Origin of the sequence: Bacillus sp. 205(2023) (assembly GCF_037027485.1) — a bacterium.
GTDB lineage: Bacteria > Bacillota > Bacilli > Bacillales > Bacillaceae > Bacillus > Bacillus halotolerans.
The window spans coordinates 1,446,661-1,458,351 of sequence record NZ_JAXCHF010000001.1; the positions used below are offsets into that span (position 1 = coordinate 1,446,661).

General features: G+C 46.6%; 5 protein-coding genes, 21 tRNA genes and 2 rRNA genes. All 28 read right to left on the minus strand.

Going from position 1 to position 11,691, the window contains the following annotated elements:
* Positions 1 to 18: 18 nt before the first annotated feature.
* On the minus strand, positions 19 to 2,415 hold the full coding sequence (gene glgP, locus WA325_RS07345) for a glycogen phosphorylase GlgP (protein WP_227598102.1): 2,397 nt from the start codon (positions 2,413 to 2,415) through the stop codon (positions 19 to 21).
* On the minus strand, positions 2,402 to 3,856 hold the full coding sequence (gene glgA, locus WA325_RS07350) for a glycogen synthase GlgA (RefSeq protein ID WP_336183385.1): 1,455 nt from the start codon (positions 3,854 to 3,856) through the stop codon (positions 2,402 to 2,404). Before glgA ends, glgP begins: the two co-directional genes overlap by 14 nt.
* Complete coding sequence (gene glgD, locus WA325_RS07355) at positions 3,853 to 4,884, minus strand: glucose-1-phosphate adenylyltransferase subunit GlgD (RefSeq protein WP_202852658.1); 1,032 nt, start codon at positions 4,882 to 4,884, stop codon at positions 3,853 to 3,855. Before glgD ends, glgA begins: the two co-directional genes overlap by 4 nt.
* A gap of 24 nt (positions 4,885 to 4,908) precedes the next feature.
* Complete coding sequence (locus tag WA325_RS07360; protein ID WP_024122609.1) at positions 4,909 to 6,051, minus strand: glucose-1-phosphate adenylyltransferase; 1,143 nt, start codon at positions 6,049 to 6,051, stop codon at positions 4,909 to 4,911.
* Positions 6,048 to 7,931: a 1,4-alpha-glucan branching enzyme gene (glgB, locus tag WA325_RS07365; RefSeq protein ID WP_336183386.1), complete on the minus strand. Its 1,884-nt coding sequence runs from the start codon at positions 7,929 to 7,931 to the stop codon at positions 6,048 to 6,050. Before glgB ends, WA325_RS07360 begins: the two co-directional genes overlap by 4 nt.
* Positions 7,932 to 8,169: 238 nt before the next feature.
* A tRNA-Glu gene (locus tag WA325_RS07370) sits at positions 8,170 to 8,241 on the minus strand.
* A 4-nt stretch (positions 8,242 to 8,245) separates the two neighbouring features.
* Positions 8,246 to 8,336: transfer RNA gene (locus WA325_RS07375), tRNA-Ser, on the minus strand.
* 3 nt (positions 8,337 to 8,339) lie between these two features.
* A tRNA-Asn gene (locus WA325_RS07380) sits at positions 8,340 to 8,414 on the minus strand.
* 17 nt (positions 8,415 to 8,431) lie between these two features.
* Positions 8,432 to 8,508 (minus strand) — tRNA-Ile (locus WA325_RS07385).
* Between the two features lie 15 nt (positions 8,509 to 8,523).
* Positions 8,524 to 8,597, minus strand: a tRNA-Gly gene (locus tag WA325_RS07390).
* A 7-nt stretch (positions 8,598 to 8,604) separates the two neighbouring features.
* A tRNA-His gene (locus WA325_RS07395) sits at positions 8,605 to 8,680 on the minus strand.
* A gap of 21 nt (positions 8,681 to 8,701) precedes the next feature.
* A tRNA-Phe gene (locus WA325_RS07400) sits at positions 8,702 to 8,777 on the minus strand.
* 12 nt (positions 8,778 to 8,789) lie between these two features.
* Positions 8,790 to 8,866 (minus strand) — tRNA-Asp (locus WA325_RS07405).
* Between the two features lie 54 nt (positions 8,867 to 8,920).
* Positions 8,921 to 8,997 (minus strand) — tRNA-Met (locus WA325_RS07410).
* 23 nt (positions 8,998 to 9,020) lie between these two features.
* Positions 9,021 to 9,113: transfer RNA gene (locus WA325_RS07415), tRNA-Ser, on the minus strand.
* A 6-nt stretch (positions 9,114 to 9,119) separates the two neighbouring features.
* A tRNA-Ile gene (locus tag WA325_RS07420) sits at positions 9,120 to 9,196 on the minus strand.
* A 2-nt stretch (positions 9,197 to 9,198) separates the two neighbouring features.
* Positions 9,199 to 9,275 (minus strand) — tRNA-Met (locus tag WA325_RS07425).
* A gap of 21 nt (positions 9,276 to 9,296) precedes the next feature.
* A tRNA-Ala gene (locus WA325_RS07430) sits at positions 9,297 to 9,369 on the minus strand.
* Positions 9,370 to 9,374: 5 nt separating this feature from the next.
* Positions 9,375 to 9,451 (minus strand) — tRNA-Pro (locus WA325_RS07435).
* A gap of 15 nt (positions 9,452 to 9,466) precedes the next feature.
* A tRNA-Arg gene (locus WA325_RS07440) sits at positions 9,467 to 9,543 on the minus strand.
* A gap of 9 nt (positions 9,544 to 9,552) precedes the next feature.
* Positions 9,553 to 9,638 (minus strand) — tRNA-Leu (locus tag WA325_RS07445).
* Positions 9,639 to 9,652: 14 nt separating this feature from the next.
* A tRNA-Gly gene (locus tag WA325_RS07450) sits at positions 9,653 to 9,727 on the minus strand.
* Between the two features lie 5 nt (positions 9,728 to 9,732).
* Positions 9,733 to 9,819 (minus strand) — tRNA-Leu (locus WA325_RS07455).
* A gap of 10 nt (positions 9,820 to 9,829) precedes the next feature.
* A tRNA-Lys gene (locus WA325_RS07460) sits at positions 9,830 to 9,905 on the minus strand.
* A gap of 37 nt (positions 9,906 to 9,942) precedes the next feature.
* Positions 9,943 to 10,018 (minus strand) — tRNA-Thr (locus WA325_RS07465).
* A 31-nt stretch (positions 10,019 to 10,049) separates the two neighbouring features.
* Positions 10,050 to 10,125, minus strand: a tRNA-Val gene (locus WA325_RS07470).
* Positions 10,126 to 10,147: 22 nt separating this feature from the next.
* A 5S ribosomal RNA gene (rrf, locus tag WA325_RS07475) occupies positions 10,148 to 10,263 on the minus strand.
* A 53-nt stretch (positions 10,264 to 10,316) separates the two neighbouring features.
* A 23S ribosomal RNA gene (locus WA325_RS07480) occupies positions 10,317 to 11,691 on the minus strand; the annotation flags it as partial.

Consider the following 11,691-nt stretch of genomic DNA (forward strand, 5'->3'; position numbering starts at 1 on the left):
GCTCAAACAGCGGCTTTTTTACATCATCGGCTTAATTCTCCAAATGTGTTTCGCATATTCGTGAATCGTCCGGTCGCTTGAAAAATAACCTGAATGGGCAATGTTTAAAATCGAACGCTCTGACCACTTTCGCCGATCTTGATAATCGGCTTGAATACGCTCCTGGGCATCCGCGTATGAACTGAAATCCTTCAATACAAAATACTCGTCATTATGCGGCAGCAGCGAATCATAGATGGATTCAAATTCATCGGCTTCACCTTCAAAAAAACCGTTGATCAGCTGATCCGCTACCTGCCTGATTCTGCGGTCATGCTGATAATACTCCCTTGATCTGTAGCCTCCGTTTTCCTGGTAGGAAAGAACGTCATCCGCTTTCAAACCAAAAGTGTAAACACAATCAGTTCCGACCCGTTGCAGAATTTCAATATTCGCCCCGTCATGCGTGCCGATTGTCAGCGCGCCATTCATCATAAACTTCATATTTCCTGTACCGGACGCTTCCTTGCTTGCAGTCGAAATTTGTTCACTTACATCTGATGCCGGAAAAATCTGCTCCGCCATAGAGACCCTGTAATTTTCTAAAAAAACGACCTTGAGCAGCTGCCTCACCGCCGGGTCATAATTTACTTTCTCCGCAACGGAATGAATCAGTTTAATGATTTTCTTCGCGTAATGATAGCTTGGTGAAGCCTTTGCTCCGAAAATAAAGGTTTGCGGATAAATAGAAAATCCTGAATCCTCCTTCAGCCGGTTATACAAATACATAATATGAAGAACATTCAGCAGCTGCCGTTTATACGCATGAAGCCGTTTCACCTGTACATCAAATATGCTGTCCGGATTTACAGCCACTCCGGCCGTGCAAAAAATCAGATCAGCAAGCTCTTGCTTTTTTCTGCTTTTGTTGTTTTGGAACTGCTCAATAAAAGCGGGATCAGCAGCGTACGGTTCCAGCCGAATCAAGGATTCCGGCTGTTTTATCCATTCATCGCCTATCGCATCCGTTATCATCGCGGACAAGCCGGGATTGGCTTTTAACAGCCAGCGCCTATGGGCGATTCCATTTGTTTTATTGTTAAACCGATTCGGAAACATCAAATGAAAATGACGCATCTCCCGTTCCTTTAAAATGTCGGAGTGAATTTTGGCAACTCCGTTTACACTGTAGCTTCCCACTATTGCGAGATGAGCCATTTTGACAACACCGTGCGCCGTAATCGCCATATCCTCTATCCTTTTCCAGTCACCGGGATACTTCTCCCAAACCGCTCTGCAAAACCTCTCATTAATCTCTTCAATAATCATATACATTCTCGGGAGCAACGGCTTAAATAAATGAATCGGCCATTTTTCAAGCGCTTCTGACAGTGTCGTATGATTCGTGTAAGAAATCGTATGTACCGTGATATGCCAGGCATCTTCCCAGCTCATGTTTTCTTCATCAAGCAAAATCCGCATCAGTTCAGGCACAGCAAGTGCAGGATGGGTGTCATTAATATGAATGCTTACTTTTTTATGCAAGCCATATAATGATTGATTCGTTTTGCGGTAATTGTTCACAATGCTTTTTAAACTTGCACATACTAAAAAATACTGCTGCTTCAGCCGTAATATCTTACCCTCGTCATGCGTGTCATCAGGGTATAAAAATTCAGATACAGCTTCTGTTTCCCGTTTATAAGACAAAATATTGCCGCCGTGATAATGCGCATAAGGCTCGGCGTTCCAAAGTCTTAACGTGTTGACTGTGCCCGTATCGTATCCGATGATCGGGATATCATAAGGAACAGCGGTAATGATTGTTGCTTGCTCATGACGAAAATGCAGACGGCCGTTTTTTTCAGTCATATGCACCTCGCCCCAAAACGGCACGTCAACCGCTTGATCAGCATTTCTTACTTCCCACACATTTCCGTTTTTCAGCCATTGCTCAGGCAGCTCAACCTGATGCCCGTCAACAATTTTTTGTTCAAATAAGCCATGCTTATAGCGAATTCCCATCCCATGCCCAGGCAAGTTTAACGAAGCCAGAGAATCTAAGAAACAAGCTGCCAATCGCCCCAGACCGCCATTCCCAAGCCCTGCATCACTCTCCATATAAAGGATCTCGTCTAAACTGATGCCGATCTCTTTCAGACCCGCTTCCACTACATCCCGAATACCGAGATTCATTAAATTCTGTTCAAGGAGCTGTCCCAGAAGAAATTCAATCGACAAATAATATGTCTGCTTTCCGGAATTGGACCTGCTTCTTTCATTTGTCTGGATCCAATCAGCGCTGATGTACTCTCTGATCATATTGCCTAAGGTTTTATATTGATCAAGCCTGGAAGAGTCCTTAAAGCTTTTCCCGCACGTCATTTCCAGACGCTTTAAAAATAAGGCTGCAAAGCGTTCTTTACTCGAGAACATCCCGTCCACTCCTTGTCACATGCTCGAAAATGCGCTGATACTGTTTGGCTGATTGTTTCCAGCTGTAATCTGCATTCATTGCGGTCTTCATGATGCTCTTCCATACATCCTTTTGGCGATAAAACGACAGCGCCCTCTCGATCGTAAATTTCAGATCGTGAGCATTAAAGGCTGAGAACGTAAAACCGTTGCCTGTGCCCTCTTCCTCCCGGTAGGAACGGACAGTGTCATAGAGCCCGCCTGTTTCTCTGACAATCGGAATAGCGCCATATTGAAGCGCGATCATCTGCCCCAGACCGCACGGCTCAAATTTCGACGGCATCAGAAACAAATCCGAGCCCGCATAAATCTGATGGGCAAGCGGCTCATCAAACCCAATATACGCCCTGCATTTATCGTGAAATGCAAATTCAATGTACCGGAAGTAGTCCTCAAATTCCCGTTCCCCCGTACCGAGCACAATCAGCTGTATGTCTCTCTCCTCCAGCAGCTCGTGCATCATTCTCTTAACAAGATCAAGACCCTTCTGTTTGGTCAGCCTTGTTACCATACTGATCAGCGGAATATCTTTTCGTTCCGGAAGGCCCATCCGCCGCTGGAGCTTCGTTTTATTTTCTTCCTTTAAATCAAGACGTTCAGGATCGTAATGCATCTCAATATACGGATCGCTCTCTGTCTGATAGAAAGAGTCATCAATACCGTTTAAGATCCCTGTTAAATCTTTTTCCCTATGCTGCAAAACTGGCTCAAGCTGCTCGCCGTAATACGGCGTTAAGATTTCATTTCTATAAGTCGGGCTCACCGTTGTTACATGATCAGCAGCGAGAATCCCTGCTTTCATAAAATTAACAAATCCATTGCATTCTAATCTCTCATAATGAAAATGACTCATGTCCAGACCGAGCAAGTCATGTGTCACCTCAGGCGGGAATATACCTTGAAACTGCAAGTTATGGATCGTGAGCACACTTTTCATCTGCTCATAAAAAGGGCGCTTGCTGTATTCCTCTTTCAACAAGTAATTGACCATCGCTGTATGCCAGTCATGAGTATGAATGATATCGGCTTGAAAATTCACTGCTTCTGCCGCTTCCAGCACAGCTCTTGAAAAATAAGCAAATCGCTCCCCATCATCAAAATGCCCGTACAGGGAATCCCTTGAAAAATAATATTTATTGTCGATAAAATAATAATTCACACCATCTTCAGCCAAATGTTCAATCCCGCAATATTGCTGACGCCAGCCAACAGCAACCGTACACTCAGCTGTTTTCTTCATACGCTTTTTCCAGGGATCAGGAATTTGACTGTATTTCGGCATGATCACCGCTACGTCGTTCCCAAGACGACAAAGCACTTTGGGCAGCGCGCCGGCCACATCGGCCAGGCCTCCTGATTTTACAAACGGGGTACATTCTGAGACAGCAAATAACACCTTCAAGAATTCATCAGCTCTCCTTGCACCAAACCTTTTTTTAACACGAGCGGCTGCTCCTCCGTTCCTGCAGCTTCAGTCGTATTGCCGATTCTGACATCTTTATCAGCAATCACCTGCTCCAGCAAACACTCCTCGCCAATCTGCGTTTTTTGCATAATAATGCAGTTTTTCAGCTTCGTGCCTTTCCCGACATGCACCGCCCTGAACAAAATGCAGTTTTCGACCTCTCCCTCAAGCACACAGCCGTTTGCCACTAAAGAATTTCTGACAGTGCTGTTCTTCCCGTATTTCGTTGGGGGCTCATCCTTCACTTTTGTATAAATCGGCTGCTGAGGCAAAAACACCTGTTGCCAAAAACGCGGCTGAATTAGCTCCATACTGTGGGTATAATACTTTTCTACAGAATCAATAACAGCTGCATACCCCGAATATTCATATGGGCAAATGGTCAATACGGAGGCTTCCTTTTCAACAACCTCCTGAATGGTTCTGTATCCTTTTTCAATATGTCCGTAGATCAGATCCTTCAAGAGTTTAGAAGACATGATATAGATTTGCAGCGACTGACCGTCCTGAAAGACCTCGGTAATGTCACAGCCCGCCTCCTGATGTCTTTTCAGCACGTATTGAAATTGAATGTTGCATACAGTATGGCTGTTGGTGATGACGGCATATTGCTGTGTGCTTCTATGAAAGTAATCAAGATGATCAGAAAACTGGCGAAATGAACCGAATTCATTATACTCATCATGCAAATGCGGTGACGGAAAAAAAAAGAGGCCGTCCTTTTTACGGTGCAAATCCCATTCCTTCCCTGCTCCAAGATGATCCATAAGAGACCGGTAGCGATATTTCGGAAAAATCGCCACACTCCTAATGTCCGCATTCACCATATTGGACAGCATAAAATCTATCAAACGGTACCTTCCAGCAAAAGGAATCGCACCAAGCGACCGCTGTGCGGTTAAATCCTGAAGAGAATGCTTATATGTGGTTTCATCTATAACACCTAACATTTGATTATTGATCAACTGATTCTGCCTCCTCTTCAGTCATTAAATCAATTCTTTCTCTACAAATTCCTCCGAAACAAGCAGCACCTCCTGAATGTCTTTTTCAGATTTAATCACTGCGCCATCCGGAAGCACTAAGCCCTTGGGCACGATAGCATTCTCAATCACGACATGCTCACCGATTGTCACATCCGGCATAATCACTGAACGCTTGACCGTTGCGTGCTTACCGACGGTGACACCTTGAAATAGAACGGAGTGAGACACATTCCCATAAACAACACACCCCTCATTCACAAGTGAGTCATGAACCTGCGCCTCAGGCGAAATAAATTGCGGAGGCTGATTCGGATTGACAGAGTAAATCTTCCAATTGCGTTCAAACAGCCTCAACTCAGACTGGTCTTTCAGCAAATCCATATTGGCTTCCCATAAGCTCTGCACCGTGCCGACATCCTTCCAATATCCTTTAAACGGATAAGCGGAAAGCTTCTTTTTCTCCTCCAAAAGCAAAGGAATAATGTCTTTGCCGAAATCATGGCTTGAATACGGATTCCGGTCATCCATCTCAAGGTATTGCTTCAAGAGCGGCCAATTGAAAATATAAATACCCATGGATGCCAAATTGCTCTTTGGAAATTTAGGCTTTTCATCAAAATGTGTGATGATCCCGTCTTCATTCGTCTTCATGATGCCGAATCGGCTCGCTTCTTCCCATCCCACTTCAATCACGGAGATGGTCACATCCGCTTTCTTTTCAATATGAAAATCAAGCATTTTGCCGTAGTCCATTTTATAAATGTGATCGCCTGATAAGATCAGCACATACTCAGGATCGTACTGGTTCAGGTAATTGAGATTTTCATAAATTGCGCTAGCCGTCCCTTTATACCATTTCACTTCGGATGACTCGGCATAAGGAGGCAATACCGTAACGCCGCCATTGTGCCTGTCAAGATCCCATGCACTGCCAATGCCAATATAGGAATTCAGCTCCAGCGGCTGATATTGCGTTAAGATGCCTACTGTGTCTATGCCTGAATTCGAGCAGTTGCTGAGCGTAAAATCAATAATCCTGTATTTTCCCCCAAAAGATACGGCCGGTTTTGCCATATTTTTTGTTAATCCGCTGAGACGGCTGCCCTTCCCGCCGGCAAGGAGCATAGCCACACATTGTTTTTTCATTCATTTATCTCTCCTCTTTTTTTCACCGCCCGCATAATCGAAATGCCATAAGGGGGGATTGTCATTGTGATATAGCACGGTTTGTGATGAACAGCTCCAGGTTTGGCTGCCAACGGCTTTTTATTCAATTGACCTGAGCCCCCATATTTTTCATTGTCACTGTTCAACACTTCGATATATTGGGTAAGAAAGGGAACGCCAACATCGTATTGATGATAGACCGAGGGTGTAAAATTGCATAAGATGATAAGCGCCTCACCGTGCCGTCTGCCATACCGAATAAAAGAAAAGATTGATTGCTCCTCATTGTGGACATCAATCCATTCAAATGACTGAGCACGATGGTCATTTTCATAAAGGATTTTGCTTTTTTGATAAAAGCGGAGAAGATCTTGAGTAAAAACACTTGCTTTTTGATGCATGGGGAAGGAGTTCAAAAACCAATCAAGCTGTTCTGTATCTTTCCATTCATCGAATTGGGCAAATTCCGATCCCATAAAAATGAGTTTTTTTCCGGGATGAGCCGTCATATAACCGAGTAAAAGCCGATATTGGGCAAATTTCTGCCAATAGTCGCCAGGCATTTTATGAAGAAGTGATTTTTTTCCATAGACGACTTCGTCATGAGAAAATGGCAATACAAAATGTTCACTAAACGCATAAAGCAAGGAAAAAGACACAAGCTGATGGCAGTGCCGCCTTTGTTCAGCAGGCGTCTCCATATATTTCAGCACATCATTCATCCAGCCCATATTCCATTTAAAATGAAAGCCGAGTCCTCCTTCCTCAACAGAACCTGTTACTTGAGGCCACTCGGTGGAATCTTCCGCTATCATCATGACATGCGGATATGCCTCCCGCATTGTTTGATTTAGCTTTTTTAAAAATTCAACTGCATAGAGATTCGTATGGCGTTCATCCTGATTTGGCCAATACAGCATATTAGCCACCGCATCGACCCTAAAACCATCTATATGATAGAATTCCGCCCAGTACAACGCATTAGAAATTAAAAAACTATGAACTTCCGGTTTACCTAGATCAAAGTTAGCGGTGCCCCACAGCCAGTTCTCCCTGTCACGCTCTTTTTGATATTCGTAAAGCGGCGCTCCATCAAACATATAAAGCCCATGCGAATCTTTACAAAAATGTCCGGGGACCCAATCAAGTATGACGCCGATGTTTGCCTGATGGCATTCATCAACAAACCTCATCAAATCATGTGGCGTGCCAAATCGGCTTGTCGGGCTGTAATACCCCGTTGCTTGATAACCCCAAGAGCGATCATAAGGATGTTCATAAACGGGCAGCAGCTCGATATGGGTAAACCCCTGCTCTTTGATATAAGGAATAAGAGACTGGCCTAATTCTTCATAGGAGTAAAGCGTGCCATCGGGATGCTTCTTCCATGAACCAAGATGAAGCTCATAAATAAAAACCGGCTTTTCATATATCGTTTTAGCTTTCTGCTTCTTCTGCCACTTTTGATCATGCCAGCTGTACCCTGCAAGATCGTAAGTAAGAGACGCCGTATTCGGTCTTACTTCTGAATAAAAAGCATACGGGTCTGCCTTCAGCATGGTCTCTCCGCTATTTGTCACGATTTCATACTTATATCGTTCCTTTTCTTTCAAACCTGGAACAAATAACGTCCAAATGCCATGATCATTAACTTTTTGCATAACATGAAGCTCACCTGACCAACTGTTAAAATCTCCAGCCACTCGAACTTCTGACGCATGAGGCGCCCATACACAAAATTCATACCCGCTTTGGCCATTCAGCTCGCGATAATGCGAGCCAAACAGCTGATAGCTTTTAAACAGACTGCCTTCGTGAAAAAGATAAACATCATGTGCTGTTGGGCTGGCAGCGGCCATGTAATCATCCTTTCTGACATCATAGTTTTCATTTATATTATTTATTCGTAGAAATAAAAAAAAGCCCTTTCTAGAAAGCGCTTATATTTATTGACATAAAACTTCATTTTCTGAAGAAAAACAAAAGATATGGAGTTTTTTGTTGTAAATTTGATATAGAATAAAAAAACAAAATCAGATGCATATCATATAGTTTTAGAAAACAAAAAAACCTTGCAGGATATGCAAGGTTTCAGGATGACCCGTACGGGATTCGAACCCGTGTTACCGCCGTGAAAGGGCGGTGTCTTAACCGCTTGACCAACGGGCCGTCATGGCGGAGAAGGAGGGATTTGAACCCTCGCGCCGCTTACACGACCTACACCCTTAGCAGGGGCGCCTCTTCAGCCACTTGAGTACTTCTCCATATGGCTCCACAGGCAGGATTCGAACCTGCGACCGATCGGTTAACAGCCGATAGCTCTACCACTGAGCTACTGTGGAACGTAAAAGTCATGGTATGGTGGGCCTGAATGGACTCGAACCATCGACCTCACGCTTATCAGGCGTGCGCTCTAACCAGCTGAGCTACAGGCCCATGACGATATAGAAATGGAGCGGGTGATGGGAATCGAACCCACGACATCAGCTTGGAAGGCTGAGGTTTTACCACTAAACTACACCCGCAATTTTTTGGGGCGATTGATGGGAATCGAACCCACGAATGCCAGAGCCACAATCTGGTGCGTTAACCACTTCGCCACAACCGCCAAAATATATATATTTGTAAATGGTGGCTCGGGACGGAATCGAACCGCCGACACACGGATTTTCAGTCCGTTGCTCTACCAACTGAGCTACCGAGCCTTATTATTTAAATGGCGGTCCGGACGGGACTCGAACCCGCGACCTCCTGCGTGACAGGCAGGCATTCTAACCAACTGAACTACCGGACCATTTTAATTAGTTGCACCCATCGGGCGCTCCTTATTTAAAAGGATATATTTGTTTGGTTGCGGGGGCAGGATTTGAACCTGCGACCTTCGGGTTATGAGCCCGACGAGCTACCGAACTGCTCCACCCCGCGATGATAAAATGTAAGAATATATATGGCGGAGGAAGAGGGATTCGAACCCCCGCGGGCTTTGACACCCCTGTCGGTTTTCAAGACCGATCCCTTCAGCCAGACTTGGGTATTCCTCCGTATTGTGGTGGACCTTGTAGGACTCGAACCTACGACCGGACGGTTATGAGCCGTCTGCTCTAACCAACTGAGCTAAAGGTCCTTTGGTAGCGGCGGAGGGGATCGAACCCCCGACCTCACGGGTATGAACCGTACGCTCTAGCCAGCTGAGCTACACCGCCAAATCATATATTGAAATCAAGTGGAGCCTAGCGGGATCGAACCGCTGACCTCCTGCGTGCAAAGCAGGCGCTCTCCCAGCTGAGCTAAGGCCCCAAGAATGGTCGGGAAGACAGGATTCGAACCTGCGACCCCATGGTCCCAAACCATGTGCTCTACCAAGCTGAGCTACTTCCCGATTTCATGTAGATCATGGCGCGCCCGAGAGGAGTCGAACCCCTAACCTTTTGATCCGTAGTCAAACGCTCTATCCAATTGAGCTACGGGCGCAAATTATAATGCCGAGGGCCGGACTTGAACCGGCACGGTAGTCACCTACCGCAGGATTTTAAGTCCTGTGTGTCTGCCAATTCCACCACCCCGGCGTGGATGGTATAGTTGGAGCGGAAGACGGGATTCGAACCCGCGACCCCCACCTTGGCAAGGTGGTGTTCTACCACTGAACTACTTCCGCAGAAATGGTGCGGATGAAGGGACTTGAACCCCCACGTCTGTAAAGACACTAGAGCCTGATTCTAGCGCGTCTGCCAATTCCGCCACATCCGCAACATATAAATGGTGAGCCATGAAGGACTCGAACCTTCGACCCTCTGATTAAAAGTCAGATGCTCTACCAACTGAGCTAATGGCTCTTCTTACAAGAGACTTGAATATTATATCATATAAAAGTGGTGCCGGCAAGAGGACTTGAACCCCCAACCTACTGATTACAAGTCAGTTGCTCTACCAATTGAGCTACACCGGCTCATATGTAAACATATTATGTATAGTAAGAATGGTGGAGGATGACGGGCTCGAACCGCCGACCCTCTGCTTGTAAGGCAGATGCTCTCCCAGCTGAGCTAATCCTCCATAATTGCACTAACGTGCAATTGCTTGGCGGCGTCCTACTCTCACAGGGGGAAACCCCCGACTACCATCGGCGCTGAAGAGCTTAACTTCCGTGTTCGGCATGGGAACGGGTGTGACCTCTTCGCTATCGCCACCAAACAATTGAGAGTGTTCTCTCAAAACTAGATAACAGATGTGACATCATTAGACATTAGGTTAAGTCCTCGATCGATTAGTATCTGTCAGCTCCATGTGTCGCCACACTTCCACCTCAGACCTATCAACCTGATCATCTTTCAGGGATCTTACTTCCTTGCGGAATGGGAAATCTCATCTTGAGGGGGGCTTCATGCTTAGATGCTTTCAGCACTTATCCCGTCCGCACATAGCTACCCAGCGATGCCCTTGGCAGAACAACTGGTACACCAGCGGTGCGTCCATCCCGGTCCTCTCGTACTAAGGACAGCTCCTCTCAAATTTCCTGCGCCCGCGACGGATAGGGACCGAACTGTCTCACGACGTTCTGAACCCAGCTCGCGTACCGCTTTAATGGGCGAACAGCCCAACCCTTGGGACCGACTACAGCCCCAGGATGCGATGAGCCGACATCGAGGTGCCAAACCTCCCCGTCGATGTGGACTCTTGGGGGAGATAAGCCTGTTATCCCCGGGGTAGCTTTTATCCGTTGAGCGATGGCCCTTCCATGCGGAACCACCGGATCACTAAGCCCGACTTTCGTCCCTGCTCGACTTGTAGGTCTCGCAGTCAAGCTCCCTTGTGCCTTTACACTCTGCGAATGATTTCCAACCATTCTGAGGGAACCTTTGGGCGCCTCCGTTACCTTTTAGGAGGCGACCGCCCCAGTCAAACTGCCCACCTGACACTGTCTCCCCGCCCGATAAGGGCGGCGGGTTAGAAGGTCAATACAGCCAGGGTAGTATCCCACCGATGCCTCCACCGAAGCTGGCGCTCCGGTTTCCAAGGCTCCTACCTATCCTGTACAAGCTGTACCAACATTCAATATCAGGCTGCAGTAAAGCTCCACGGGGTCTTTCCGTCCTGTCGCGGGTAACCTGCATCTTCACAGGTACTATAATTTCACCGAGTCTCTCGTTGAGACAGTGCCCAGATCGTTGCGCCTTTCGTGCGGGTCGGAACTTACCCGACAAGGAATTTCGCTACCTTAGGACCGTTATAGTTACGGCCGCCGTTTACTGGGGCTTCAATTCGCACCTTCGCTTACGCTAAGCGCTCCTCTTAACCTTCCAGCACCGGGCAGGCGTCAGCCCCTATACTTCGCCTTACGGCTTCGCAGAGACCTGTGTTTTTGCTAAACAGTCGCCTGGGCCTATTCACTGCGGCTCTCTCGGGCTTGCACCCTAACAGAGCACCCCTTCTCCCGAAGTTACGGGGTCATTTTGCCGAGTTCCTTAACGAGAGTTCTCTCGATCACCTTAGGATTCTCTCCTCGCCTACCTGTGTCGGTTTGCGGTACGGGCACCTCTCACCTCGCTAGAGGCTTTTCTTGGCAGTGTGGAATCAGGAACTTCGCTACTATATTTCGCTCGCCATCACAGCTCAGCCTTA

What these genes read in the sequence shown, in the direction of transcription:
- glgP (WP_227598102.1), bottom strand. Translation starts at nt 2,415, where the DNA reads ATGTTCTCGAGTAAAGAACGCTTTGCAGCCTTATTTTTAAAGCGTCTG.
- WA325_RS07360 (WP_024122609.1), bottom strand. Translation starts at nt 6,051, where the DNA reads ATGAAAAAACAATGTGTGGCTATGCTCCTTGCCGGCGGGAAGGGCAGC.
- glgB (WP_336183386.1), bottom strand. Translation starts at nt 7,931, where the DNA reads ATGGCCGCTGCCAGCCCAACAGCACATGATGTTTATCTTTTTCACGAA.